Origin of the sequence: Microbacterium sp. C5A9, assembly GCF_022627955.1 — a bacterium.
Lineage (GTDB): Bacteria > Actinomycetota > Actinomycetes > Actinomycetales > Microbacteriaceae > Microbacterium.
Genome location: NZ_JABXGD010000007.1, coordinates 39507 through 66196, shown reverse-complemented (window position 1 = coordinate 66196; position 26690 = coordinate 39507). Strand labels below are relative to the sequence as shown.

General features: G+C 65.0%; 25 protein-coding genes. 15 read left to right on the top strand and 10 right to left on the bottom strand.

Translation table 11 applies throughout. From position 1 onward, the window contains the following. Positions 1–14 precede the first annotated feature (14 nt). Entirely contained in the window at positions 15–359 is a 345-nt protein-coding gene (locus HWD99_RS13835) for a helix-turn-helix transcriptional regulator (protein WP_017201964.1), read from the top strand. Then, entirely contained in the window at positions 356–1528 is a 1173-nt protein-coding gene (locus tag HWD99_RS13830) for an MFS transporter (protein ID WP_017201965.1), read from the top strand. Before HWD99_RS13835 ends, HWD99_RS13830 begins: the two co-directional genes overlap by 4 nt. Here HWD99_RS13830 and HWD99_RS13825 read toward each other — a convergent pair. Continuing rightward, positions 1502–2971 carry an FAD-dependent oxidoreductase gene (locus HWD99_RS13825; RefSeq protein ID WP_017201966.1) on the bottom strand — a complete coding sequence of 490 codons (1470 nt, stop codon included), beginning with the start codon at positions 2969–2971 and terminating at the stop codon, positions 1502–1504. The genes HWD99_RS13830 and HWD99_RS13825 overlap by 27 nt on opposite strands. A 252-nt stretch (positions 2972–3223) precedes the next feature. Between HWD99_RS13825 and HWD99_RS13820 the strand changes: the two genes are divergently transcribed. Genes HWD99_RS13820 through HWD99_RS13800 form a run of 5 tightly spaced genes read left to right on the top strand, consistent with a single transcriptional unit; the run spans position 3224 to position 7626 of the window. Next, positions 3224–4189 (top strand): PstS family phosphate ABC transporter substrate-binding protein, encoded by a 966-nt coding sequence (locus tag HWD99_RS13820; protein ID WP_241796828.1) that lies wholly within the window; start codon positions 3224–3226, stop codon positions 4187–4189. 14 nt (positions 4190–4203) lie between these two features. Beyond that, positions 4204–5160, top strand: coding sequence for a phosphate ABC transporter permease subunit PstC (gene pstC, locus HWD99_RS13815; RefSeq protein ID WP_017201968.1), 957 nt, complete (start codon positions 4204–4206; stop codon positions 5158–5160). Next, on the top strand, positions 5160–6074 hold the full coding sequence (gene pstA / locus HWD99_RS13810) for a phosphate ABC transporter permease PstA (protein WP_061016800.1): 915 nt from the start codon (positions 5160–5162) through the stop codon (positions 6072–6074). The genes pstC and pstA overlap by 1 nt, the downstream gene beginning before the upstream one ends. A gap of 2 nt (positions 6075–6076) precedes the next feature. Further along, positions 6077–6940: a phosphate ABC transporter ATP-binding protein PstB gene (gene pstB, locus HWD99_RS13805; protein WP_200838810.1), complete on the top strand. Its 864-nt coding sequence runs from the start codon at positions 6077–6079 to the stop codon at positions 6938–6940. Continuing rightward, complete coding sequence (locus HWD99_RS13800; RefSeq protein ID WP_241796827.1) at positions 6937–7626, top strand: winged helix-turn-helix domain-containing protein; 690 nt, start codon at positions 6937–6939, stop codon at positions 7624–7626. The genes pstB and HWD99_RS13800 overlap by 4 nt, the downstream gene beginning before the upstream one ends. On the opposite strand, the gene HWD99_RS13795 is transcribed toward HWD99_RS13800, so the two are convergent. From HWD99_RS13795 to HWD99_RS13785, 3 genes are all read right to left on the bottom strand, one after another. Further along, entirely contained in the window at positions 7608–8567 is a 960-nt protein-coding gene (locus tag HWD99_RS13795) for a three-helix bundle dimerization domain-containing protein (protein WP_231728787.1), read from the bottom strand. The genes HWD99_RS13800 and HWD99_RS13795 overlap by 19 nt on opposite strands. After that, positions 8564–8881, bottom strand: a complete 318-nt coding sequence (locus tag HWD99_RS13790; protein ID WP_061016796.1) for a helix-turn-helix transcriptional regulator — start codon at positions 8879–8881, stop codon at positions 8564–8566. The genes HWD99_RS13795 and HWD99_RS13790 overlap by 4 nt, the downstream gene beginning before the upstream one ends. Positions 8882–8957: 76 nt before the next feature. Continuing rightward, entirely contained in the window at positions 8958–11690 is a 2733-nt protein-coding gene (locus HWD99_RS13785; RefSeq protein ID WP_241796826.1) for an NACHT domain-containing NTPase, read from the bottom strand. Positions 11691–11972: 282 nt separating this feature from the next. On the opposite strand from HWD99_RS13785, the gene HWD99_RS13780 reads away from it, so the two are divergent. Further along, entirely contained in the window at positions 11973–12623 is a 651-nt protein-coding gene (locus HWD99_RS13780) for a hypothetical protein (RefSeq protein ID WP_061016790.1), read from the top strand. 46 nt (positions 12624–12669) lie between these two features. Here HWD99_RS13780 and HWD99_RS13775 read toward each other — a convergent pair whose 3' ends face one another. Then, on the bottom strand, positions 12670–16371 hold the full coding sequence (locus tag HWD99_RS13775; RefSeq protein WP_241796825.1) for a hypothetical protein: 3702 nt from the start codon (positions 16369–16371) through the stop codon (positions 12670–12672). Positions 16372–16683: 312 nt separating this feature from the next. Between HWD99_RS13775 and HWD99_RS13770 the strand changes: the two genes are divergently transcribed. The 5 genes from HWD99_RS13770 to HWD99_RS13750 all read left to right on the top strand — a co-directional run bounded on the left by HWD99_RS13770 (position 16684) and on the right by HWD99_RS13750 (position 21413). Then, on the top strand, positions 16684–17457 hold the full coding sequence (locus tag HWD99_RS13770; protein WP_061016786.1) for a hypothetical protein: 774 nt from the start codon (positions 16684–16686) through the stop codon (positions 17455–17457). Next, positions 17373–18092 (top strand): RES domain-containing protein, encoded by a 720-nt coding sequence (locus HWD99_RS18580; protein WP_079112065.1) that lies wholly within the window; start codon positions 17373–17375, stop codon positions 18090–18092. The genes HWD99_RS13770 and HWD99_RS18580 overlap by 85 nt, the downstream gene beginning before the upstream one ends. A 72-nt stretch (positions 18093–18164) precedes the next feature. Beyond that, positions 18165–18968 carry a hypothetical protein gene (locus HWD99_RS13760; protein WP_061016784.1) on the top strand — a complete coding sequence of 268 codons (804 nt, stop codon included), beginning with the start codon at positions 18165–18167 and terminating at the stop codon, positions 18966–18968. 342 nt (positions 18969–19310) lie between these two features. Continuing rightward, positions 19311–20357, top strand: coding sequence for an NAD(P)-dependent alcohol dehydrogenase (locus tag HWD99_RS13755; RefSeq protein WP_241796824.1), 1047 nt, complete (start codon positions 19311–19313; stop codon positions 20355–20357). Between the two features lie 303 nt (positions 20358–20660). Next, positions 20661–21413: an SDR family NAD(P)-dependent oxidoreductase gene (locus HWD99_RS13750; RefSeq protein WP_241796823.1), complete on the top strand. Its 753-nt coding sequence runs from the start codon at positions 20661–20663 to the stop codon at positions 21411–21413. A 140-nt stretch (positions 21414–21553) separates the two neighbouring features. On the opposite strand, the gene HWD99_RS13745 is transcribed toward HWD99_RS13750, so the two are convergent. From HWD99_RS13745 to HWD99_RS13730, 4 genes are all read right to left on the bottom strand, one after another. Beyond that, a complete protein-coding gene (locus HWD99_RS13745) occupies positions 21554–22777 on the bottom strand; it encodes an MFS transporter (RefSeq protein WP_241796822.1) in 1224 nt (407 codons plus the stop codon). Positions 22778–22868: 91 nt separating this feature from the next. After that, positions 22869–23165: a hypothetical protein gene (locus HWD99_RS13740; protein WP_241796821.1), complete on the bottom strand. Its 297-nt coding sequence runs from the start codon at positions 23163–23165 to the stop codon at positions 22869–22871. A 3-nt stretch (positions 23166–23168) separates the two neighbouring features. Next, positions 23169–23501 (bottom strand): hypothetical protein, encoded by a 333-nt coding sequence (locus HWD99_RS13735; protein ID WP_241796820.1) that lies wholly within the window; start codon positions 23499–23501, stop codon positions 23169–23171. Positions 23502–23621: 120 nt separating this feature from the next. Beyond that, positions 23622–24077 (bottom strand): MarR family winged helix-turn-helix transcriptional regulator, encoded by a 456-nt coding sequence (locus tag HWD99_RS13730; RefSeq protein WP_241796819.1) that lies wholly within the window; start codon positions 24075–24077, stop codon positions 23622–23624. 100 nt (positions 24078–24177) lie between these two features. Here HWD99_RS13730 and HWD99_RS13725 point away from each other — a divergent pair, with 100 nt between their 5' ends. Together HWD99_RS13725 and HWD99_RS13720 are read left to right on the top strand one after the other, a co-directional pair. Beyond that, complete coding sequence (locus HWD99_RS13725) at positions 24178–24441, top strand: hypothetical protein (protein WP_241796818.1); 264 nt, start codon at positions 24178–24180, stop codon at positions 24439–24441. Then, positions 24441–24998, top strand: coding sequence for a MarR family winged helix-turn-helix transcriptional regulator (locus HWD99_RS13720; protein ID WP_241796817.1), 558 nt, complete (start codon positions 24441–24443; stop codon positions 24996–24998). The genes HWD99_RS13725 and HWD99_RS13720 overlap by 1 nt, the downstream gene beginning before the upstream one ends. 45 nt (positions 24999–25043) lie before the next feature. On the opposite strand, the gene HWD99_RS13715 is transcribed toward HWD99_RS13720, so the two are convergent. Continuing rightward, positions 25044–26645 (bottom strand): MFS transporter, encoded by a 1602-nt coding sequence (locus tag HWD99_RS13715; RefSeq protein WP_241796816.1) that lies wholly within the window; start codon positions 26643–26645, stop codon positions 25044–25046. Positions 26646–26690 lie beyond the last annotated feature (45 nt).

Here is a 26690-nt window from a genome sequence, read left to right as displayed (position 1 = left end):
GCGATACTGGTGTCATGAGTCTTCCTGCCACCCTCGACACCTCGACGTCCTGCTGCGCCCCTCGGGTGACAGCAGCGATCACGGTCGAGGACGCGGAGCGCGTCGCACGGGTGTTCAAAGCGCTCGGGGATCCGACACGGGTGCGCCTGTTGTCGCTGATTGCCGCCGGTGACGGTGGGGAGGCGTGCATCTGCGACCTCACCGCGCCGGTCGGACTGTCGCAGGGCACGGTGTCGCACCACATGAAGTTGCTCGCCGACGCGGGGCTTGTCACCCGCGAGCAGCGAGGGAAGTGGGCATACTTCGCGATCACCGACGGGGCGCTGGACGCCGCCGCGGACACCCTGCGTTCGGTGTGACGGCCCGGGCCCCGGGCTCCCGGTTCGGGGGGCGGCTTGTCGCGCTGTCGCTGGGGCAGGTCATCAGCTGGGGGGTTCTGTTCTATGCGTTGATCGTCGCCTCGCCCGCGATCGCGGACGCGACAGGGTGGCCCGTGGCGCTGGTGACGTTGTCGTTCTCGGGTGGACTCGCTGCGTCGGCGATCGCGGGCGTCGTTGTCGGGCGCTGGCTCGACGAGCGTGGGCCTCGGATGATCATGACCGTGGGAAGCATTGTCGGTGCGGGTGGGCTGGTCATCGTCGCGGCCGCACCGAATCTTGTCGTGTTCACGGCGGGGTGGATCGTGGCGGGGACCGCGCAGGCCGCGGTGTTGTACCAGGCCGCGTTCACGGTGATCGCTCGCCGGTATGGAGACCGCCGCCGGGGTGCGATGACGATCCTCACCCTCGCGGGAGGATTGGCGTCGACCGTCTTCGCTCCTATCGTCGCCGTGTTGCTGACGGTGATGGATTGGCGGTCGGTGTTTCTTGTCCTCGCCGTCGTCCTCGTGGTGACGACCACACCGCTGCACTGGTTCTTTCTCGAGTCGTCCTGGCCGCCCGTCGTCCATGATGCGTCGGCCGATCACCATACGGTGGCGAGCGTGGTGCGCACGCGGCGCTTCTGGATGCTTGAGGCGTCGATGCTCACCTTGGCGGCGGCGCTGTTCAGCGTCACACTCGCGATCATTCCTCTGTTCACTGAGAAGGGGATGACGTACGAGGTCGCCGCTTGGGCGCTGGGGCTGCTCGGCGCCGGCCAGGTGATCGGCCGACTGCTGTATGTCGCCATCCCACACGCCGCCGCACCCTGGGTGGCGTTGGCGGCGACGGCGGGGCTGAGCGTCATCGGGCTTGCTCTGCTCGCGATCGTGCCTGGGCCGCCGTGGCTGCTCATCAGTATCGGCGTGGGGGTCGGAGCCGTGCGCGGTGCACAGACGCTCGTGCAGGGCTCTGCCGTCGCTGACCGGTGGGGCACGCGGAACTACGGCTCGATCAATGGTGTCTTCGCCGCACCGATCACGGCGATCGGTGCGGTCGGTCCCGCACTCGGCCCGCTCATCGCGGTGGCGACGGGGTCGTACTCCGCCATGGCATGGGTTGCTGTCGGGTTCGCCGGGCTTTCACTCATTTTCGCCCGCTTCACCTGATCTCGCCGCCCGGTCAATGCCGCCCGCCTCCGAGCTGCGAGACGCACCGGCGTGGACAGGGGTCGTTGATCCCGCTGCGCGGGTTGACGTGCTCCACGCTTGGGTAGCGATCTGCACCGCATCCCAGGGGGAGCCGAGCGGCGGGGTATAGGACAGGTCGAGGTCGCTGATCGCGTCTACGGACATGCTGTGGTGCAGTGCTGTCGCGAACGTATCGACGCGCTTGGATATCTCGGCGCTGCGCGATCCGAGCAGTTGCGCGCCGAGGAGACGCCCCGATTCGAAGTCTCCGGTCACGCGGATGTGGATGGGGGTGGCACCGGGGTAGTAGCGCTTGTGGTCGTCGGCAGTGACGGTGTGGCTGTGCGGTCGATGCCCCGCGGTTTCGGCTTCGTGATCTCGAAGGCCCGTGCGGGCAGCCACCAGGTCGAACACCTTCACGACCTGGGTTCCCAGGCTGCCGTGGAATCGCGCATCGGCGCCGACCGCGTTCGCGCCCGCGACTCGCCCTTGTTTGTGCGCGGTCGTGCCGAGCGGAAGATACGTGTCGCCGAGAAGGCGATGACGGGTGATCACACCGTCCCCGCCCGCCCAGATCTGCGGGATCCCTGTCTGCATCCGTTCGTCCACGATGACGGCGCCGCCGGCTCCGGTTCGTGCCCCGATTCCGGTGAGGAGCTCCACATTGGGGCGCACACCCACCACGACGAGGACCAGCTCGGCGCGACGCACGAACGGGGCACCGTCGCGGGTGCCCTGGACCGCGAGGAGCCCGCTGTCGCGGCCGATATCGTGCACCTGCATGCCCGTTTCCACCGTGACGCCGTTGCGGTCGAGCTCGTCGCGCACGAGCGCTCCGAGTTCCGTGTCGAGGGTGGAGAGCACCTGGGGTCCGCGTTGCAGCTGCGTGACCTGGAGCCCGCGGATGGTGAGCGCTTCGGCCATCTCGAGGCCGACGTACCCCGCGCCGATGATGATTGCCGTCGACGGTTGATGCTCATCGAGGTAGTTCTCAAGAGCGAAGGTGTCACCCATCGTGTGGAGCGTATGCACCCCGTCCGCAGGCCCGAGCCGGTCGGTCCCGTGGATACCCGCCGTCGAGGCGGATGCGCCCGTCCCGACGACGAGCGCATCGTAAGGAATGGCGGACTCCGCTCCACCGTTGTTCCGCACGGTGAGTGTGCGGGCATTGACGCTGATGCCCGTCGCGAGCGTGTTGGTGCGCACCTGGAGACCGGCCGCTTCCAGATCGGCAAGCGTGCGATGTGCGAGCGACTGCCACGGTTGCACCTCCCGCGAGAAGTAGTAAGGGATGCCACAGATCGAGAAGTTCGGGTATGCATCGGCAACGACGACCGTCACATCAGCGGATTCGTCCACCTCTCGGGCACGGAGCGCCGCGGAGATTCCTGCGTCACTTCCCCCGATCACGACCAGGTGCATGTGAGTCCTTTCTGTCGAGACCTCGCCGCCTGCGAAGCCTCACTGACGCGCGCGACGTCCGCGCACCTGATCATCGCGTCGATCACGGCACGATCCGACACCCGGGCGGGAAGATCAACGAACCCTTTCGCCCCCGTTAACCCCGCGTTCATATAGATAGCCTTCTATAACTACGTCGGATAGACAAGCATCTATGTGAAGCGGCGACTCGGCTGCTTCATCCCTCGAATACCTGAGATGAAGGAAGCACACGTGCGAAAGTCCACAGCAAAGATCTTCGCGTCCACCGCATTGGTCCTGGTCGGGGCACTAGCCCTGAGCGGGTGCGGCGGGCAGCCCTCCGGTGGTGACACCTCTGGATCCGGCGCGAGCGGGGGCGGACTGACCGGTTCGGTGAACACCGACGGTTCGTCGACCGTCGCCCCGCTGACTGAGGCCGCCGCTGACCTGTTCCGCGATGAGGAGAGCGCCGTGAACGTCTCGGTCGCGACGTCGGGTACCGGTGGTGGCTTCAAGACGTTCTGCGCCGGCGAGACGGATGTGTCCAACGCGTCGCGTCCGATCAAGGACGAGGAAGCTGCGGACTGCGAGGCCGCCGGCATCAAGTACACCGAGATCGTCGCCGCCAACGACGGCCTGTCAGTCATCGTGAACCCGGAGAATGACTGGGCGGAGGACTTGACCGTTGAGCAGCTCAACCTGATCTGGGGGCCGGAGGCGGAGGGCAAGATCACGAACTGGAACCAGGTCGATCCCAGCTTCCCCGACCAGGCCATCACGCTCTTCGGCGCCGGCACCGACTCGGGCACGTTCGACTACTTCACCGAGGAGATCAACGGCGAAGACGGTGCGATCCGCACCGACTACAGCCCCTCCGAAGATGACAACATCACCATCCAGGGCGTTGCGGGAGACGTCGGCGCGATCGGGTTCCTCGGCCTCAGCTACGTCGAAGAGAACGAAGGTGTCGTGAAGGCAGTCGCCGTCGACGGCGTGATGCCGAGCACCGAGACCGTGCAGGACGGCACCTACACCCCGCTGGGTCGCCCCCTGTTCATCTACGTCAACAACGCCTCGTACGTCGACAAGGAGCAGGTGAAGTCGTTCATCGACTTCTACGTCGCCAACTCCGCGGAGATCGCTGAGCGTGCACTGTTCGTGCCGTTGACCGAGGACCAGGTCACCACCGCCACCGACGAGCTCGCCTCGCTCGGCTGAGCACCGCACGCTCCATGACCGCCATCATTGAACGGCGTGGGGGTCCGGCTTCTGGCCGGGCCCCTGCCCCCGCCAGCAGTTTCGCCGGCCGCCGCCGCCCCGGCGAGTTCCTCATCAAGCTCGCCCTGCGCCTGGCTGCAGCCGTCACCGTCGTGACGACGGTGGGGATCCTCATCGCGCTGCTTATCCCGTCGCTGAGCTTCTTCGCCGAGGTCCCGGTCCTGGAGTTCCTGTTCGGCACCCGGTGGGCGCCACGCTTCGCGGACGCGTCGTTCGGCGTGCTGCCTCTGGTCACCGCGACCTTGTGGACCACGCTCATCGCGCTGCTCGTGGCGGTGCCGTTCGGGCTCGGGGCTGCAACGCTGCTCGCCGAGTACGCCCGCCCCCGCGTCCGCAAGGTTCTCAAACCGTTGCTCGAGATCCTCGCGGGCATCCCCACGGTCGTGTATGGGTTCTTCGCCCTGCAGTTCGTGCAAGGCACCGTCCTGCGGGACTGGCTTCACCTTCCAACCGGGGCGTTCAGTGTTCTCGCGGCGGGCCTCGTCATGGGTGTGATGATCATCCCGACGATCGCGTCGATCGCAGAAGACGCCATGTCCGCTGTCCCGCAGGCGCTCCGCCAGGGCAGCGCCGCGCTCGGGGCGAACCGGATGCAGACCACCCTCCGCGTCGTGTTCCCCGCCGCCCTGTCCGGGATCGTCGCGGCCGTCGTACTGGGCATCTCCCGAGCGGTCGGCGAAACCATGATCGTCGCCATCGCCGCCGGCAACCAAGCGCAACTCGTCACCAACCCGCTCGATCAGGGGCAGACGATGACGGGATTCATCGCCAACGCCGCGCTCGGCGACTCCCGGGTCGGGAGCCTCGAATACAACACCCTGTTCGCGGTCGGGCTGCTGCTGTTCCTCATCACCTTGCTGATCAACTTCATCAGCATCCGTTTCGTCCGCCGCTTCCGGGAGGCCTACTGATGTCCCCCACCTCGACGACCGCGACGCAGCCGTTGCGCGCTTCGGCCCCCATCGCGACCGGCCGCAACGGTGAGATGCGCCCGAGCGCACTGGCGTTCCTGCTGCTGTTGTGGCTCTCCCTGTTCGTCGCGTTCGCGGTGCTCATCACCCTTCTGATCACGATCTTCCTCACCGGGCAGAACAAGCTCTCCACGGCGCTGCTGTTCAACTTCCCCTCCGCCGACCCCGACGAGGCCGGAGCCCGGCCCGCCATCCTCGGATCCGTGTGGGCGATCGGTGCGACCGCCGTGATGACACTCCCGCTCGGGATCGCCGCCGCCGTGCACCTGGAAGAGTTCGCCGACCGGAAGCGGTGGTTCAACCGGTTCATCGAACTCAACGTGCAGAACCTCGCCGCAGTGCCCTCGATCGTGTACGGGCTCCTCGCGCTCGCGTTCCTCTCGATGCTCGGCGTCACCAACAAGAACATCGTCATCGGCGGGGCGTTCGCCCTGACACTGCTCATCCTGCCGGTGATCATCATCGCGACCAGAGAAGCACTGCGCGCGGTCCCGCGAGAGATTCGCGACGGATCTCTCGCACTCGGCGCCACACAATGGCAGACCACGTGGAGACAAGTGCTCCCCGCATCCGTTCCCGGGATCGCAACCGGCTCCATCCTCGCGCTCTCCCGCGCACTCGGGGAGGCCGCCCCGCTGCTCGTGCTCGGCGCGCTGGTGTACATCACCTTCGACCCGAACGGGCTCCTCAGCGGCTACACCACGCTGCCGATCCAGATCTTCAACTGGACCGGCCGCCCGCAAGAAGGCTTCCACGAACTCGCCGGCGCCACCAGCATCCTGCTGCTCGCCGTCCTCATCCTGATGAACGCGCTCGCGATCTTCATCCGCAACAAGTTCCAGAAACGGTGGTAACCATGAGCACTCCCACAGGCAGCGCCGCGACAGCGACGCACACGAACTTCCATGCCGCCGAAACACGACGGCTCGCCGCCACCCCCAGTGGCCTGATCCGCTGCGAAGACGTCAACGTGTACTACGGCGAGTTCCGGGCCGTGACCGGCGTCAACCTCGAGTTCGGGCGTAACGAGATCACCGCGCTCATCGGCCCCTCCGGATGCGGAAAATCAACGCTGCTGCGCTCCCTGAACCGCATGAACGACCTCGTCGACGGTGCCCGCGTGGAAGGCACCGTCCTCTTCCAAGACGAGGACATCTACGCCAAAGCCGTGGATCCGATCGAGGTCCGTCGGCGGATCGGCATGGTGTTCCAAAAGCCCAACCCGTTCCCGAAATCGATCTACGACAACATCGCCTACGGCCCTAGGGTCACCGGGATGAAAGTCGACAACATGGACGACCTCGTCGAAGAGGCACTGACCCGCTCCGCCCTCTGGGGCGAAGTGAAGGACAAGCTCAAGCAATCCGCGTTCGGCCTCTCCGGCGGTCAACAGCAGCGCCTGTGCATCGCGCGGACGATCGCTGTACAACCCGACGTGATCCTGATGGACGAGCCCTGCTCCGCCCTTGACCCGATCGCCACGTCTCGGATCGAAGACCTCATGCACGAGCTTCGCAAGGACTACACGATCATCATCGTCACCCACAACATGCAGCAGGCAGCGCGCGTGGCCGATCGCACCGCATTCTTCACCGCCCTCGCCGACGAGAGCACCGGTGACCGCACCGGCGTGCTCGTCGAATACGACCTCACCCGCAACATCTTCGAACAGCCACAAGACCAGCGGACCGAGGACTACATCAGCGGACGATTCGGATGACCGACACCGGCAGGGATGGGAACCCGCGGTTCGTGCTCCACGGACGCGGACCCGACGTACTGCGCGGGAGCTTTGCCGAGTTCCGCCATGCGGGAGTCCCCGTTACCGTCCACGCAGAAGTCGTCGAAGCGCTCGCTGACCTCGCGCACGACCATCACGCATCCCTCGTCCTCGGCAGCGGAGAACCATTCGAGAAGCTCGCCGCGATCATCCAGATCGCGGGTCCCGTGTGCGACGGTGCCCTATTCCTGGGTATCTCCGATGCGACGGAAACCGCGACAATCGCAGCGGCGATGAGTGCCGGAGTGCGCGGTACCGTCCGACTCCCCGTCACCCCGGACCGACTGCGCGAAGTGTCACGGCTGCATCCACGATCCGCCGCTCCAGATCGCACACTGCGTATCGGGGAATTGACGCTCGACGTCTCGCACAGAAGCCTGCGCTGGCAAGATCACGCGCTGCTGCTACCCGCACGAGAATTCGAGCTGCTGCATCAGATCATCCGCGCCTACCCAGACAGTGTGAGCATCGGCGCTCTAGCACTTTCCTTCGGATCCGACCTCGAAGATCCCCACGCCTCAGTGCGGGTAGCAATGACAAAACTCCGCTCGCGACTGGCCGCCTTCGCACCAGCACAGGCGCTGATCGAAACTGTCCGCGTCGCCGGCTACCGGCTCGCCTCCTGAGCCTCGATGCCCAGTTCCTGAAGAAGGTCAAGAACCCGTGAGCGGACCTCATCACGCACGGCGCGAAGACCGACATCATCGAGCTCGAGCGGATCGGCGAGATCCCATTCCATGTAGCGTCGCCCGGGGAAAATCGGGCACGAGTCGCCGCACCCCATCGTGATGACGTAGTCCGCCGCACGCACGACTTCATCCGTGAGCGGTTTGGGGAACTCGCCCCACAGCTCAACCCCGACTTCGCTCAGCGCCGCAGCCACGCGAGGATGCGCTGTGTCCGATGGAGCAGACCCGGCGGTGCGCACGTGAACACGTCCGCCCGCGAAATGCCGCAAGAACGCCCCCGCCATCTGCGACCTCCCAGCGTTCTGCACGCAGACGAATAGCACCTCCGGGGTGTCCCGTAGTACCAGGCCTTGGGCCGTGGCGAGAGCGTCTAGGCGGTCCGCGGCGTACCGCGCCGTCATCGTCAACAGGTGCTCACGGACCCGCGTCCGTTGGCTCAGCAGCCGATAGCTTTGAGCGACGTATCCTGCGACCGTTTCTCGACTGAACGTAGAACTGAAGCGATACGCGAGGTCTTCAACCACGGTGCCAACCGCACGAGGAAGCGCCATCACGGGATTCTCTGGGGATCCCGCTGTCAGAGAATCGCTGCTGAGCAGACGTCCGAAACGCACCCACGCGTCGATCGTTGGCATCCATGCATCGCTCTTCTCGCGCCGGATGAGACCGGCCATCTGCAATGACCTGAGCGCTTGATCGACACCGGTGGAATCGATACCGAGTTCGCCGGCAAGGTCAGATTCGTGCATACCGGATGCCAAGGCGCTCAGGGTGCGCAGGGTCTCGGGGTTACCGAGTACTGCGACCTGCACCGCGCGATCCCGAGCCGCCTGCTCGTCGAGTGGTCGCCCGACACGGTGCGTGTGCTTCTCGCTCATCGGAGAAAATCTTCGACCGCGGCACGACGCTCGGGATGGACGGAGATCCATCCGAGCTTGCCATCCTGCACCCTCGTGACGAACCCGTCATCAAGGAGTATCCGGACGTGGTGCGTCACCGTTGGTTGCCGCAAACCGAGCATGTCCGCCAGCTGCCCGACAGTCGCACGTTCGTCCGCGGATCCCAGAATGATGCTCAAGATCTGCAGGCGAGTCGGGTCGGCGACAGCTCGCAGCGTGCGGGCAAGTTCCTCGGCCGCACCGCGCTCGAGCGCACCTCCGAGCCGAGGCTTCGGTGCAGGCTGAGCGGTCACGGCATGATTCTAGTTGCCGAACGTTGCGTGCTTCTCAGCTGTGCTTGTGCTTGAGTCGTGCGCGACGGCGGTGTGACTACTTTGCGAACGTGTCGCCTCGAAGCTTCGACGCGGCGTGCAACCGGAGGAGCTCGATACTGAGGGCGGCGCTTGCCGGGCTGCTCTGAGACAAGCTCTTCGCGGCAGCTGCAAGGGCGGGGCGAGCGGCGTCTCTCTCAAGGGCAATCAGCATGTCGACCGAGACTCCGAGCGAACGTCCCCGCCAGACAGCACCAGGCGTCTGCAGTTGCTCGACAAGGAGTAGGACCTCCGCGCCTGGGTTGGATGCCCGGGCGAGAGCACGTGCGAGGATCGCCGCATCAGCGTGGATCGGTCCGGGTTCGGGTCTAATGTACTTCCGACCCTCGGTCAACGTCGTTCGTGCCTGCTTGGCGAGATCTGACATACCGGTGCGATTGTCGCTCAATGCGCGGGTGGCAAGGTTGGACGGGTTCTCGCGGCTGAGCTCGTGCAGGGCATCAAGCACGATGGCGTGCTCTCGCTCGCTTTGTTCCAACGCAGTCGCCAGAAGGTTCGCAACGCCGGCCGGCATGCCATCAGCGAGATCTGCGAACTGGTTCACAGCGGCGCTGAGGAGTTTGCGTCGTGTCGCCGGGAACTCGATCCCGAAGTTGTCTAGGTAGAGGTCGCCAGCGAGGCTCGCGCCGAGGGCTGTGATCGGCGACTCGGCAGATTGAATGTCGTATCGAACGACGATGTCGATGACGTCATCGATGAGGTGCTCTCGACGCTTCAGCAGGCGTCCCGCCGCGAGCAGCCACGTGTTGCGCCAGTGACTCGATGGAACGAGTTCGCGCAGGTTCTGCAAGACGACCTGTTCGTCACCATCGGTGATCGCGCGAGCCGCCATATATTCCTGCAACGATCGCACTTCGAACTCGTACTTCGATGTCTTCGGAGAGACGAGCATGACCAGTCGTTCCGTCGAAAGTTTGAGGAGGGTCGTCGCGATCGACTCCGATTCACTCTCTTCGAATCCGGCCGAGCTGAGCCGGTGGCGAAGAATACGCGAGATCTCGGATTTCGTGAGGACAGCGTCCGAGTTCCCTGGTCGCTCAGTTCGTGCCTGCAACTTGAGCCCGGCCTGCTCGTGAAGATGGTCGATGTGGGGGCGCAGCGACTTCAGTTCCGTGAAGGCTTCGCTTTTCGCCAGTTCACGGTCGTAGACGACGCGATAGTACCGGTCGAACAGCTCGAATCGATCCGTCGGAAGGTCGACTGCCTCTTCAGCGAGAGCCGTCATGATCGTCACCTGCAACGGTGTGGTCATCAGTCGTTGCGTGACTCGTTCGTGGACCGCCGTGATGAGCCTTTGTGCAACCTGCTCAGCGAGGTCTGGATCATTGGCTGCCCGCAACGCGGTGAGAGCTTCCGAGTAGCTGATCGCTTCCGTCTCGGTGAGTTCAGACAGGGTGATCTGCGTGCAGGGAAACGCGTCGTCGAACTCCCGTCGATACCCCTGTGGGCGTGTTGTGGCGACGAAGAGCACGTCCGCCTTCTCCGAGCTCAGCTCGCTCACCAGCGCTGTGACCGCCTCGATGAGCCGGCTGCGGATCTTCGCGTCAGGCACCTCATCAAGGCCGTCGAGCACGAGGCATGACGGCCAGGTGCGCAACCAGTCCAGCAACGCACTCGGGTCCGACTTCTTCCCCCGAATCAGTATGGAATCGGCGATGTAGGTGAGCAACGAAAACGTCGACGGGGAGGATGCGATCACGGCCCCCGCCTTCGCCAGTTCGATCACGAACGGCCATCGACGTTTCTGCGGGTTCGGGATACCCGCCTTCCTGAGCCGTGTGTCGAGGCCATCGAAGGCGCGCTTAGCCCTCTCGCCGTACTCCTCGACGTTCGTGTCAGCGAGGAAGGCGACACGATACGTGTGGGCGATCACTTGGGCGATCGTGCTCTTGCCCTGACCCGGGCCTCCGACGATGACCACCCCATGGGGCCCACGGCCGGCGGTGGTTGACAGGTGGAGGTCGCCGATGCGCACCGTCTCGGCGGCGGTCATCCTCCGCGACTGGCCTTCCGCGTCCGCGGTCACGCCCGCCGTGAAGGGCAGATCGATTGCAATGTCCGCGAGTGTCACTTTCGACGCATCGTTGTACCCCGCATCGCCCGTTCGAACCCATTGCCGGTTGATCAGCTCGGCGACGGCGTGCCCAGCGAGCCGATCCGCCTCGAGAGCCGTCTTCTCGGGGAGCAATTCGGCGACTTGCGCAAGAAAGTCGCCGGTGACGATCTGCTCTAGGTATCGCTGTCGAATAGACGTGTGGGTGTCGAGCATGACGCGAATCTCGTCGTAGTCCCACACGTACCATCCACGCAGCCCCAAGTCTTCTGCGTTGGCGGCAAGAAGCTGGTCGAACTGGTCACGACCGCCAGTGTCTTTCGTCCCGGTCAGCACGACGTTGGTGGAGAAAAGCAGGTACTCCGGCGTCTTCTCGCCGACCCTCTTCTTTACGAGCCAGCCACGCAGCTCGGAGCGGACCTCGTCAAGGAACCACCGCCAGTCAGCCGTCGTTGAGACCGGTTTCTCGTTGTACTTCATTTGAACGACGCCGTAGCCATCCCATTTCGCGCCCGCCCCGACCGGGAAGTCGACGCGGCCGTCGAACGTAGCGTCGCGCTGCGCGTCCCTACCTGAACCAAACGGCCTGACACCATTGCCCAACTCAGCCTTCGCGAGCGCCTGGAGCATGTGCTCGAATTGCTGCCAGCCCATTCGGTTGAGGTTGTAGTGGCCCACGAAGTCCTTCCGGGTCAACGTCGACGCCGAACAGGCGCTCCAGTGACATTCTGCACCAGTGCTGTTCTCCCATCCGGTTGAACCAAGCAAGCAGAGGCGTTCGATAGCGTCGGGGTTCTCTTGGGTAGCGAGCGAACGCGCCCCAACCAGACCCGCAGGCGCGCCCGGGCCCAGCAGACGACGTCTGCGATCTCGCCGACTGTCATCGGCTCTATGGGATGCGCGCCGTCGATTCCCCGGGAGACCTCCCCTTCCAGCGGAGGCTCATCTACGCTGTCGCACATGGATGAAACCAAAGGCCAGCCACGAACCCGCCCTTGGCAGGCACAGCCATCCACCGATGCGATCGCGGCGTTCGTCGACGCCGTCGGCCGGTTGAACGCGGACGGGGACTTCATCGTTCGAGCGCTGACTGACCAGCTCCGCGCAGAGCGACCGATCGCGGATCAGGAAGAGCTGACTCCGCAGGAGGTCAGCTATCTCATCCAGTCCAAGGCGTTCACGCCAGAGTCGCTCGAGGCGACATCGATCGAAGTTGCTCGCGGGGGTCTTCTCGCGAGTGTAGCGAGCACTCTTCTGACGAGCGTGCTCCAGACCGTATCTGCTTCCGCAGCCGCTGGCTTCTTGCATATGGACGAAGAGTCGCTCTTTGCTGCCGCCGACCGCGGCGAGTTGTACATGGTCGATGTTGCACAGTCCCGGCGTTTTCCGTCGTGGCAGTTCAGCCTCTCCTCGCCGGGGAAACTCCTACCGCACCTAACCGAGATCATCGACATCGTAAAAGACAAGGGATGGATGTCGGTATCTGCTCTGATGGCGACGCCGCAGTCGACCATGGTCACCGACGGTCAGCACAGCCCTGTGGAATGGTTCAGGCGTGGCGGCGACGTAGCAGCTCTGGCCCGGATTATCGAAGGTCAGAAGTGGCGATAGAGCTCGTGGCAACGCAACGGCGTAGCGCGCACCGCTCACACGTCGTCTAATGTGTGTGGCCTCGAGCTGCGAGAAACTCCGTCGCCGTCTCAACCTGAAACTGCTCGTCGACGTAGCTTGCCGGAGTGAGGTTTCGGGTTACGAAGAGGGTGCTTAGGTGAAACTCCTCGCCGTCAGGGGGGTCGCCGATCCCGAGACGCGTCGCAATGCTCGCGACGTGGGGCGCTAGTTCGCTCTCCTTGCGGGCGAGCTGAGTTGTGTAGCTGGGCTTGGTCCCGCGGTCTCCTACCTGGTCGCGGAAGAAGGTGCGCAGTTGTCGCGCCGTCTCAGCGAATCCATGCACCGACGCAGGGTCCTTCGCCTCGATCAACCAGATGGTGCTATCGCCAGGGCGTCCGCACACGAGGTCGACCTCGGTGGTGAGAGTCGGCACGCCGAGCCGCGCGTGGTCGTTGGGTTTCACGCGGGCGACCGTGGTGTAGCCGAGTTCCTCTAGCCGGTTCTGAAGGAATCTCTCGAACCGAATATTGCGGCGCGCACGGCGGTCCGCAAGCGCGATGCTGACAGGCTGAGGAACGTCTCCCGCCCAGGGAAGAACCCCTTGGAGGAGGTGGCGGTAGTAGACCTGAAAGGAGGTCAGCAGGTACTGGGGGCTGACAATGAGTCGTCCATCCGAATCTTGCACCAGCGGTTGCACGAGGAGCCGATGGCGCCGAGTGCGCGTTTGCCAGGGCTTCCACTCCACGGCTTGCATCTGGACGGCCGTGCTCGTGAGCATCTCGATGGCAGCTTCGACACGCGATCTTTGCGACTCATCCGCGCCCGAGCCCAGCGCATCACAGACCCACACTGTGGCCTCGGCCACGGTGACGTGGGCAGTCGTCCTGCCTGGCTCAAACGTCTCCCACTTTGCGAGCGCGGCGAGGGTGGAGAACATGTCCTGCGACGTCGCTCCCCATGCCTGCTGGAACGCATCTTCGACGTGGTCTTCTTCGTTCGCCTGTTGCAGCGAGTCGTCGTCTTGCGTGCCGTGCAGCCGAATGCCCGCAGCTGCACGGGTCAGTTCGTCGTTTCGTAGGCCCCACGCCGATGCGTCGGGATGCGGATCGTCGTCCACGGTCAGCTCGTACATCGGGCTGAGGGTGATGACTGCGGGCGCGACTTGGTGATACATCCGCTCGCTCAATGTGGTCGCGGTGAGGTACGCATCTGCGGCGGCAAGGAGACCGCTCCATGCCTGAGGAGTGATCGGCTTCGTCGCCGCCGGCTTGTCCAGGATGCGCAGGGCGGCTTCCACCACGATCTCGTTACATTGACGAAGCTGAAGTGTCTCCGCCGAGAGTTCGGCCGTGCGGGTGAGCGGATCCCATTCGGTCGAGAGATTCGCTGCGACTCGGGATAGATCGTCTTGCTGATGAATGGCGCTGTCCATCACCCTCGCCAGTTGCTCCATACCCGTCAGCACCACCTCGCTCCCATCGTGGCTCTTGATTCCTTCAGTCAGGGTTTCGAGAGCAAGGGGCGCAAGATGTTCGCGGATAAGTCGATTCGCATCATCCGCTCGGTACTCGCCAGGTTGAACGCCGGCATCGTGGAGTCGTCGCCCCAACGCCGCAACCATACGGCTTTCGTCAGAGGGTCGTAGACGCCACGGATCAGGCAGGTGATTGAGAGTGGTCCGTGCCTGCTTCATCTCCAAGATGAGAAAGGGTTTCGCTGAGCGCCACTGGTCGCGGAGCGCCGCTGCGGTGTCGACATCCATGCCTCCCGCGCGGAGCAGATCGAACACTGCGTCCGCTGTTAGGAGATTCGCCGCCTGCGGATCTCCATTCGCTGAGTCGGCGAAGCCCTCGACATCGATGCGCCACAAAACGTTGACCGGTTCGTCGATGGCACGCACATGCGGGTCGAGATACGGCGTGACCACGCCGGACGATTCACCCGGGACTGCTTCCGATACGTGGAGGTAGAGGACGTATCCGGGCACATCGATCGCCTGGTGCGCGGAACGCCATCGATCACCAAGCGCAGCGAAGCCGTAGATTAGCCCGCCGCATAAGTCGAAGACGAACCGTCGGTGGTCGGTAGATGCTGCCTCTAGAACCCCCCGTGCCACGGCAACGGGGGGTTCGGTGAGAGCGAGCGACCACCCGTCAACACTCGGCGCGGTGTTGACACCGCGGGTGGCGTCATACGTGGGGTCGCCTGCGATTATCGCGACGTTTGCGACGGGCCCCGGGGCGACTTCTGCCGCTCGGAGGTCTCGAATCGGTGGAAGCCCAACCCCGATGAGCGCCACTTCGAGATCCGATAGCTCTACCGCTCGATCCCACTCGGCCTCGCCCGCGTGCGCTTCAAAGTAGACGGCATTGGGTACCACACCACCCTTGAAAAAAGACTTGCCATTAGCTTTCCACGGCTCCCAGTAGTTGATCGCCTCCCACCCGAAGCTCTCAGGGAAATCGGGAGCGCTCAGATCCCGCGCGAATGCGTAAAGATCATCGTCGGACGTGGCAGTTTCCGCAATCCATGTCAGGTCTTCAAGCGCGAGTTTTGCCTCGCCGACCGCCTGCGGCACAGCGATGTGACCGGGCGCCGCGAACACCGTCAACGGGATGACCTCCGCGCCCGACTTGATGGTTCCGCGTCGCCCGCCCGCCATCCGCACCGGCACAGGGCCGGATTGCGCCCTCACCTGTTTCGCCAGCTCCACTGAGCCGATGTATGGCGGCGGCGAGGCCCCCAGGTCGGGGACGTAGATGACCGAGACGGCGATGAAAGTGGACGGATTCACTGGTACCAACCACTGAACGTCAATCCCTCGAAGCGGGATGGCGGCGCCTTCGCTGGAGGGCGGGGGTTCGATCAACTGGTGGGAGAAACGCCACAGGGCTTGACGGATCTGGTTCAGGCAAGAGCTCCGGAGGGCCTTTCGTGCTTGGCTGTCTCGGTCGAGCGCAGACACCAGCTCTCGGGCGGCATGAGCCATGATCTCCGGGATGAAGAGTGGCGGCACCCATCGGTGTCCACCCGCCGTGTCAGCAAAGCGAAGGAACCTTTCGAACGGACTGGAGAGACTCTCCACGTCGAACGCGGCCCTACTTGCGGAGTTCGTCATCCATTCCAACGCCCTTTTGTCAGCCTCACCGAGTTCGATGTGGTCGAGGGGATCCAGGTTGAGGAAGGCCCGCGTCGCTTCATACTCAACGTCCGGCAATGAGACCTCATCGTTGAGCTCCAGGTCCGGGGCTGGTACCCATGCGTCCGCAAGGTGGCGCACGCAGAAATCGCCGTACCTCATCGCCACGTTCACCACGTTCGCGATACCGAATCGAAATCGCCGGTGGAGGCGACCGTCTACCGCTTCCGCCATTCTGAGCGCACGCGTGAGGTCGGCGACCGGCCGTTCGGTGAGGCCAGGCACCGCGCGCAGCGGCTCAGCGCCGACGGCGAGGAAGACAGTTCGGGTGGGGTCGGTGGCGATAAAATCTTCACGCTCCAGTCCGATCCCATAGGTGGTAGCCGCTAGATCGGACAGTGCTTGGATCGACGGCAGCGGTTGGTACTCGTCCGGCGCCGGAGCGGCGGAGGCTCGTAGCGCAGCCGCGAAGCTGCTTCCCAATGTCACCGACCGATGCCTGTTGCCCGGGGACGTGGCGGCGGCGAAAATCAACGTCCAGAGCTCGTCCGGATCGTACGCTGACAAGGCCAGTTCGAGTGCGTCTGGCTCCCGTTGCACGGTGCTCACCGCCGACCGTTGAGATCGAGGCCGCTTGTTTCTACGAGTGTTTTTGCTCTTCCCCACGCAAGCATTCAAGCGTAGGCCAACGACATCCTCGTTGATTGCTACGCGTTGAAAGCGTTGCGCCGGGCAGGAAGGTGGCAAGAGTTGGGGAGCCGCCTTGAAGGCGCACGACATGCCCCCTACAACGCCGCTGCTCCCGGTCCAGGAGCGCTTGACCGCTCTCACCTTCGGCACCACACGGGGATGCATACACGCAAAAGCGCGCGTAAGATAATGCGTGTACGCACTAACTAGATGCCGCCACGAGGAGGCAAGATGGCTGTGAAGAAGAGTCGCACCCGTGCCTCCTCAGCTCGCGTCGCCGCCCGCGAGACGACTGTGAACCGCGGCACCGCGACAGGTCGATTCCTCGACGGGAAACCGAAGCTCGTCGTGGCGACCAAGGCCCCAGAAAAGACCGACGTACAAGCCGGTGTTGAGCGCCTTGCACAGGTGGCGAAGACGTCAAACGTCGACGTATCCGTGTTCAACGCACTCATCGACGAGCTCGCCGATGCCATGACCGACCGTCAATCGACCGAGCTGGGCCTCACAGAGCAGCAAGCCGACTTCCTGATCGAGTCCGGCGATTTCACTCCGGAGGAGTTCGCCGAGGCAGCCGCATTCGTCACCAGCGGTGGGCTCGCCAAACTCGAACGCGAGACTCACGTGCGCGCCCTAACCAACACCTACACCGCATCCGAAGTCGCAGCGCTCCTCGGCATCGATGCCTCCAGTGTGCGTCACCGCCAGAGCAAGAACACCCTGTACGGCTTCCGGGCGGGAAGGATCCGCCTCTACCCTCGATGGCAGTTCATTCCCGGCGAAAAGGTCTCGACGATCCCCCACCTTCCCCTGCTCGTCCGAGCGATCCCGTCCGACTGGGATCCGGCCGACGTCGAAGGCTTCATGACTACACCTCAAGACGACTTGCGGTCGAGCGATGAGTCTGTCGACCCCCAGGAATGGATGACGCCGATCGAGTGGCTGGCTGCCGCGAAGGATCCTGCACCCGTAGTGGACATCCTCGAAGACGCCGACATCACGTGAGCCCGTCGAACGCGAAAGTCCCCGCAACACCCCCGGCGCCGCTCACACTCGACGCTCGTGAGCACCTGAGATCATTCGATGGGATCCTCTGGCGGGTCTTCGCTACAAGAGGTCCTCACCCGCAGGCGTGGGATGAGCTGCGGCACTTCGGGCCGATCAGAACCATGCGCTTTGACCCGCATCCCGAGCCACAGCAGCATCATGCTGATTATGGCGTGATGTACGCAGCTGCTGGATCTACGACAGCTCTCGGCGAGGTTTTTCAGAAGGGCCGACTAATCAATCGGCGCGTTCGTGGAAACACCCTCGCGGCTTGGCGTCCGACGCGTGAGCTTCGGTTACTGGATCTCACCAGCAACTGGCCTGTAATCAACGGGACGACCTCTTCGATCCAGATGGGGCCTAAGCGATACACACGGAACTGGGCGAATGCGATCCATGACCAACTTGGGTCGAGCATCGACGGGCTCTACCACGTGTCATCGATCGACTTCGGCCCGATGGTGACGCTGTTCTCGCCTGCCGAGGACTCGTTCCCGCAGCTGCCGTTGGTGCACACCCGACTGGACTCCTCCAGTGCGAACGTGTACCTCGCGAAAGCCGTGAAGAGACTCGGCTACCGCGTCAAGAAGTAGAACCACCCCAGGACGGCAATCTGCGATCTCGGATTATCAGATGACGCTCGATCCCCCCGTACGCTCAGTGCTATGACACAGCGTTCCACCTTGCAGACTCTCAGCGGTGCTGTCGAAGGATTCCGGGACTTCGCGGCGGCGATCAAGAGTGGAGTGCCCACGGTTCGAAAGGGGTCGATGGCGGAGGAAGATCAAGCCCTCGCAGGAAACATCGTCATCCCTCATGCCATAGTCTCCGGGCTCGTCCTCACCGTTGCAGACCACGTATCCGCCTGGGCGGAGCTTGCCGCCAGCCCCGAAGAGGACGTGTTGCTCCTTCATATGCAGGCTGACTACACCTTGTTCCGTCCTGTGTTGGAGGGGCTCGTGGAGGTGATCTGGATTCTGGATGGTACCGATTCCCCTTCTAGAGTCCGCAGGGCACTTGAGATTGCTCGTATCGAGCACAGGCACGGGCTGAAGCTGACCAACGCTCTGCGCAAAGCGCGAACGCCGGATGACAAGACCGAACAGGGAATAGCAGCACTCGGACGTTTTCTCAGGACCACGGCGAGCAACCTCGGATCCGATCCGGAAGACGTTCTCAGCGCACCATTGATCGATCCCTCCTCGATCACAAGGAAGATAGCGAGTCGCGTTCCGGGCCCCACATTGCAGACCTTCAACTATTGGGCGATAACCTCGGCCCACGCGCACGGGCAGTTCATCACCACTCTGCGCCACGCGATCGAGACGCCCCCATCTACGCCTCAGATGGGCGGGGCTCTGTACGAACCAGACGAGGAGCTGATTGCAGACCTCATCGAGTTCATTGGGACGCTGCTCGAGATCGCAATCAACCTACTAAACGAACAGGGTTACGAGCTTCGACGCTAGAGCTGTCCTGCTTGGCCGACGGGGAACGCTGGGTCGCCGAGATGCGCGCCATGGGGATTCAGAACTCCGTGAGGCGAGATGTCCGACCCGATCCGTATGATCGGATCAGCCCCTTCGTGAGGCAGTGAACTTAGCGCTTTACATCGGACTTAGTCCGATTTCATCGCGATTCTGACAGATCTGGTTCGCCACGGCGTGGCATCATCGACGCGATCGGCGACGCCCCCTCCCGCCGCGCCTCCTGCCGCTCGCCGACGTCCGATAATTGAGGTGGCAGGTTCGAGCGCTCCCGCCTTCCGCACCGCGCGGCAGACCACTCGATCTGCCGGAAGGAAGACACGCATGAAAGCTCTCCGCTACGTCGAGATCGGCAAGCCCCCGGTCGTGGTCGACATCCCGATTCCGAAGCCCGGTCCGGGCCAGGTCCTGCTCAAGGTCACCGCCGGTGGCGTCTGCCACTCCGACGATTACGTCATGGGCCTGCCCGAGAAGGACTATCTCGAGCAGAGCTACCCGCTGCCGCTGACGCTCGGTCATGAGGGCGCCGGAATCGTGCACGAGATCGGCGAGGGCGTCGACTCGACGCTCAAGGTCGGGGATGCCGTCGCGGTCTACGGACCGTGGGGCTGCGGCCGCTGCCACAACTGCGCGCAGGGCATGGAGAACTACTGCACCAACGCCGCCGCCGAGGGCATCCGCCCTCCCGGCCTCGGCAGCCAGGGCTCGATGGCCGAGTACATGATCGTCGACGACGCCCGCCACCTCGTGCCGCTCGGCGACCTCGACCCCGTACAGAACGTCTCGCTCACCGACGCCGGCCTCACCCCGTACCACGCGATCAAGCGCTCGCTGCCGAAGCTCGGCGCCGGCACCTTCGCGGTCGTCATCGGCACCGGTGGACTCGGCCACGTCGGCATCCAGATCCTGAAGGCGATCTCGGGGGCCACCGTCATCGCGCTCGACGTGAACGACACCAAGCTCGCCCTCGCCACCGAGGTCGGCGCCGATCACGTGCTGATCAGCGATGCGTCCGCGGCCGAGAAGATCCGTGAGATCACCGGCGGCCTCGGCGCGAACGCCGTATTCGACTTCGTCGGGGCGAACCCGACGATGGCCCTGGCGCAGAGCGTGGCCGCGCTCGACTCCGACGTCACGATCGTCGGCATCGGCGGCGGCACCATGAGCCTCGGCTTCGGCTCCATCGCCTACGACGCGGCCGTGCGCATCCCCTACTGGGGCTCTCGCTCCGAGCTGATCGAGGTGCTCGATCTCGCCCGCGCCGGCAAGATCCACGTGCAGACGGAGACGTACTCGCTCGACGACGGACCGAAGGCCTACGAGGATCTCGCCGCGAACAGCATCCGCGGTCGCGCGGTCATCGTTCCCTGACAGACAGCGCCGTGCGGTCGCGTGCGACCGCACGGCGCTCCCGGTCGCGCGAGCCCGATCCGACATCAGCAGCCCGAGCGCGCCGGTCATGCGTCCGTCCTCATCGATTCCGAGGGGGCCGATCCGCAGGAGCGAACCCTCCGCGACTGCCGCCTCAGGATCAGAGTAGAGCCCGCCTCGATCCGATGCGAGAAGATCCATTCACACGCATCCATCTCTCGATATCAGGCGTAGGCTGAAGAGAAGGACGGAGCGTCCGAGAAGATCTCCCGGCACCGCGACCGCCCGGGAAGAAGCCCACCCATGGCTCAGTACGATGTCTCGAACCGCTCGGCGATCGTGACGGGAGCAGGCAGCGGCATCGGACGCTCGACCGCTCTGCTGCTCGCGCAGAACGGCGCATCCGTGGTCGTCAACGACCTGAACGCGGAGCACGCGAACGCCGTCGTCGAGGAGATCCGCGCCGCGGGCGGCACCGCTGAGGCATCCGTCGGCGACGCGACCGACGTCGCCTGGATCGCCAGCTCGGTCGAGCTCGCCAACTCCCTCGCACCACTGCGCATCGGCGTCAACAACGCCGGCATCGGCGGAGCGTCCGCCCCCACCGCCGAGTACGACGATGAGGCCTGGGACAAGGTCATCTCGATCAACCTCAACGCGGTCTTCCGCAACATGAAGGCGCAGATCCCCTCGATCTTCGCGAACGGCGGCGGCTCGGTCGTCAACATCGCCTCGATCCTCGGCAGCGTCGGCTTCGCCGGCTCGCCCGCCTACGTCGCCGCCAAGCACGCGGTCGTCGGCATGACCAAGTCGGCCGCCCTGGAGTACTCCGCACAGGGCGTGCGCGTGAACTCGGTCGGCCCCGGCTTCATCGACACCCCGCTGCTGGCCACCATGGGCGACGAGGCGAAGGACTTCCTCATCAGCAAGCACCCGATCGGCCGCCTCGGCCAGGCCGACGAGGTCGCGAACCTCATCGCGTTCCTCGCCAGCGACGCCGCCAGCTTCATCACCGGCAGCTACCACCTCGTCGACGGCGGCTACACCGCCCTCTGAGGTTCCGCACCCCGCGTGCCGCGGCACACCTGCCGAGCACGTGACACGGATGCAGGGGCGAGATCACCGATCTCACCCTGCATCCGTTTCTGTCATCCGGTGTGCGTTCTCTCGTCCGGCATGGGGCGCTGCGGCCGACCTCAGCCCCGGGGTTTGCGCCCCTCGAGCACTCCGGCGAGCAGCACCGCGACGAACGCGGCCGCGGGGGCGACGATGAGCCCCGCGCGCAGACTCTCGTTCTCGGCGATGAAACCGACGAACGGCGGCGAGAGCAGGAACCCGAGTCGCAGCAGCCAGGACACGATGGTCAGTCCGACACCGGCGCGCAGCCCGGGCAGCTCGTCGGCGGCGTGCATCGCCGCCGGGATCAGCGTCGCGATGCCGAAGCCCACGGCCGCGAACCCTGCGATCGTGCCGGGGACGCTGGGGTACAGCAACGCCAGGGTCATGCCGGCCGTCGCGATGAGACCGCCGACCCGGGCGACCGCGCGCTGCCCGAACCGGTCGGTCATGCCGTCGCCGAGCATCCGCCCGATGAACTGCGCGCCGACGAGGGCGATGAATCCGAGAGGCGCGACCGCAGCCGCCGCTCCGAGCGACTCCGACAGGTACAGCGTCGCCCAGGAGTTGCCCGCATCCTCGGCGATGGCGCCCGCCATGGCGATGAGCGTGAGGGCGATCACGGTCAGCACGACGCGCGGGGTGATGCCCCGGCGCACGGCCGCGTGCAGCTCCGCGGGGTCGGCCGTGGCCTCGGCGTCTTCCTCGTCGTCGCGCCCCGGAAGGCAGAAGCCGAGCGCGGTGATCGCCACCGCCGCGAAGACCGCGGTCGAGATGCCGAGGTGCACGCCCAGGGGCAGCTGCAGGGCGATCGCAGCGGCGGCCATGCCTCCGCCGATCACGGCGCCGATCGACCAGATCGCATGGAAGGAGTTGATGATCGAGCGGCCGAACCGACGCTGCACCCGCAGCCCGTGTGCGTTCTGAGCGACGTCGGTGATGGCATCGGACGCCCCTCCGAGCAGCAGCGCGAGGGCGAACAGGATGCCGGAGGGCGCGAGCGCCGCGGCGAGCAGACCGATGCCCGTGGCGACCGTGCCGATGACGGCGATCTTCGCGGAGCCGAACCGTCGGATCAGCACCGCGGCGAGGAGTCCTGCCGCGATCGCTCCGGCAGGGAAGGCCGCGATCGCGAGGCCGTACCCGACGTTGTCGAGCCCGAGGGCCGACTTGATCTCGGGATACCGCGGAAGGATGTTGGCGAACAGCGCGCCGTTCGTGAGGAACAGTGCCGAGACGGCGATGCGCGCGCGGCGCGCGGCCCTGTCGGGGGCGGGTCGTCGAATCGATTCGGCGGAAGTCATGCGTACGATCGTACACGGAGACTCGGCCCCTCGGGAACGCGCTCCACGCACGCAGAAGCGCCGCCTCGGCGGACGGCGCTTCTGGGGGGATCTAGACGAGGGACTCCGGCGAGATCGAGGGAGCGGATGCGCCGGCCACCATGATCACGGCCTCCTTGGCTTCATCGAGTTCGTCGAACCGACCGATGAAGTCCGAGGTCGGCCCGAAGGCGTCGAACCCCTCTCCCGGGATCTCCGTGATCGATCCGAGGTATTGGCGCCGGTCGTTGCCGACATGGAATCCGGGGTCGACCTCGACCCACAGCCCGCGCGGTGCGACCGATGCACCGACCTTCTTAGCGGTGGAACTCGTGGCCGCCTTCGCGGCCTTGCGTATGCGTGTCGACATGGCTCATGCGCTCAGTGCGTGCACGCCTCGTGTGGCCTGCATCGCCGACGAGAACTCGTCGCTCGTCATGTCGAGACCGCGGGCGGAGTTGGCGGCGTTCATCATCGCGACCAGCAGTGAGCGGTCGAGAGCGTGATCGTCATCCTCCATCACGAACCGCAGGGGGATGGACGCGTGGATCCAGAGAGTCTCGGCGACACCCGACGAGGCTTCGATGGTCAGGGGGAAGGACTCGTTGCGCCGGAGCTTCGTCACGATCACCGTGCGCAGGTGCGCCATCAGCGCGTCATCCACATCGATCGGCGTGCTGGTGTTTCCGTAGGCCAGGTGACCCATGATTCCTCCTCGTCGTAGACGATTCGATCGCGAAGACCGCAGGCGATTCGCTCTAGAGAAAGATTACTAGGTTACCTAGCTATTTAGCAAAGGCTGATTAACGGAACCCGCCACGCGGGGTCACGGAAGCTCGCTGATCTCCTCGGTCAGACGGCGGAGGAACCGGGTCACGACGTCGGCCTGATCGGGAGTGAACTCGCTCGCGATCGACTCGATGCGCTGAGTGAGATCGTCGGCGGGCGAGTTCAGGTCACGGAGCGAGGGGCGCAGCACCTTCGACCGCGCGTCAGCGGGATGCGGTGCGACGATCACCTGGCCGCGGTCCTGCAGCCGGCGGAGGATGCTCGTGACCGCCGCCGTGCTCACACTCAGATGCGCCGCCAGCCCACCGGGGGTGGCCGGGGCGTCATCGGGCGCCTCGGCGATGAAGCGCATCGCCTCGCGATCCGTGTCGTTGGGCGCACGCACCGCAGAGAGCCGTCGCGCGAACTGCGCTTCGGCTCGACGGAGCTCGTCGACTCGCATGACGAGCTCCGACGTGATCGTTCGTGTGTCGCGGTGGACTGTGCCAGCCATTCGTCACCCCCTGACGCCTCCATGCTACTCGAAAGACACGTAACGAGTCGGACTAGCAAAATCCAATGCCACCAGCCAGTCCTTTCGGATGCGAAGATGGATGTCTGTCGGAAAGGACGTCATGGTCGAGCGATTCACTCTCGAGGAGGCGGGATACATCTTGTATGCCGAGATGCTCGAGCGCCTGCACGAGCGGTTTCCGACGGTGCCGACGTGGCGTCTCGACCAGATCGTCACCGCAGAACACGACGCGATCACGGGCGGAATCCTTCAGATCGTGCCCTCCGAGGTCGAATCCGGCGTGATCGAGATGCTCGAGCGCGACCAGCGAGACGACCTGAGCGATGACGGCGAGGTGGCGTGATGCCCGGTCCTGAAGAGTTCTCCCGTTCCGGCTACTGGTACCCGGATTCCGACAGCGCCAGCACGGTCGACGTCCTCAACCTCCTGCGCCGCTACCGCTCGGCGGAGACGGCGATGCGCGCCCGCACACGCGTCTCGATGGGCATGAACGAGACCGACCTCGTGGCGCTGCGCTTCCTGCTGCGCGAGCAGCGCGCCGGCCGCATCGTGCGCCCGGTCGACCTCGCCCGCGTGCTCGACATCTCGACGGCGTCCACCACCACCCTCATCGATCGCCTCGAGAAGGGCGGGCACGCCCGCCGCGAGCCGCACCCCACCGACCGTCGCGCCGGCGTGGTGGTGCCGACCGTGAGCAGCGACGACGAGGTGCGCGAGACCCTCGGCGCGATGCACCGCCGGATGCTCGCGCTCGTCGACGAGATGAGCGACAAGGAGCGCGCCGTGGTCACGCGGTTCCTGGCCGGCATGACCTCGGCGATCGAGGAGGCGACGGACCTCGATCAGGAGCTCCGCGACGTCATCCGCTCGCACGAGGAATCGGAGTCCTCGGGCGAATGACCGCCGAGGGCCGGTCGCACATCGACCGGCCGCCCGACGGGACGATCAGGCCTTCTCGGCCTGCCCCTCGGCCTGCTGGTCGGCCTGGGCATCCTGCTGCGCCTGCTCGGCGAGCTCTGCCACGTACTCCGCGTTCTCGAGGCGCTCGGGGAAGAGCTCGTCGAGGTCGAGGTCGGGGTTCTCCTCCTGCGTCTCGACGAGCTCGATCGCCTCTTCGATCGTCTGCACGCTCGGCATCGCTCCCGGCAGCGGCCGGCGCGCCGACTCCTTGAGCACGACCACGGCGATGAAGCCCGCGATCGAGGTTCCGATCACGTAGAACGCCGGAGCGAGCGACGAGCCGGTCATCTGCACGAGCGCCTCCATGACCACCGGTGCCGTACCGGCGAACAGCGCCACCGCGAGGTTGTACGAGATGCCCATGCCGCCGTATCGCGACGAGGTCGGGAAGAGTGCCGGCAGCGACGACGCGAGGTTCGCGACATAGAACGTCACCGGGAAGGCGAGGAGCACCAGTCCGAGCAGGGTCGACCAGATCTCGCCGTGCATCATGAACAGGAACGACGGCACGGCCAGCACGATCGCCGAGACCGAGCCGATGAACAGCACCCTCTTGCGTCCGATGCGGTCGGAGAGCTTTCCCGTGAGGGGGATGCAGAGCGCCATCGCGATGAGCACGGGCAGCGTGAGCAGGGTGCCGTGCACCTCGTCGTAGCCGAGGGTTCCGGTCAGGTACGTCGGCATGTACGACGTCAGCGCGTATCCGACCGTGTTGGCGGCGGCGACGAGCACGAATGCGGTGAGCAGCTCGCGCCAGTACGCGCGGATCAGCGCGATGACGCCCTTGGGCGCATCCGCCGAGGACTTGGCGTCGTCGGCCGCACGCTGCGCGGACTCCTGAGCCTCCTGGAAGGCCGGAGTGTCTTCGATCTTGAGGCGGAAGTAGATCGCGATGAGCCCGAGGGGCAGCGCCACGAGGAAGGGGATGCGCCACGCGAAGCCCTGCATGACCTCGGCCGACAGGGTGAGCTGCAGGATCGACACGAACGCCGCGCCGATCGCGAAGCCCATGTACGAGCCGAGGTCGAGCAGCGAGGCGTAGAAACCGCGGCGCTTGTCCGGCGCGTACTCGGTGATGAAGGTGGTCGCACCGGCGTACTCGCCGCCGGTCGAGAAGCCCTGCGCGAGCTTGAGCACGATGAGCAGGATCGGCGCCCAGACGCCGATGACCGAGAAGTCGGGCAGCACTCCGATGAGGAAGGTCGCTGCGGCCATCATGATCAACGTGAACGCGAGTACGCGCTGGCGACCCATCCTGTCGCCCAGCTGGCCGAGCACGATGCCGCCGAGCGGACGCGCGACGAAGGTCACCGCGAACACGCCGAGCGAGAACAGCGACTGCGCGCCCGCCGAGGCATCCGGCAGGAACGCACGGCCGATGATGACCGCGAGGTATCCGTAGACACCGATGTCGTACCACTCCATGAGGTTGCCGACCACGGTGCCGGCGACCGCGCGCTTCAGCATGGGTCGGTCGACGACCGTCACGTCGTCGACGGTGAGACGACGGAGCTCGTCATCCTTGACGAGTCCCACTCGACGGCCGAGGCGCCGCCACAGGGAGTCCTTCTTCACGGTTTCCGACATGCTGTCCTTCTCTCTCCTGCATCCCCGGGCATCAGATCATGCGCG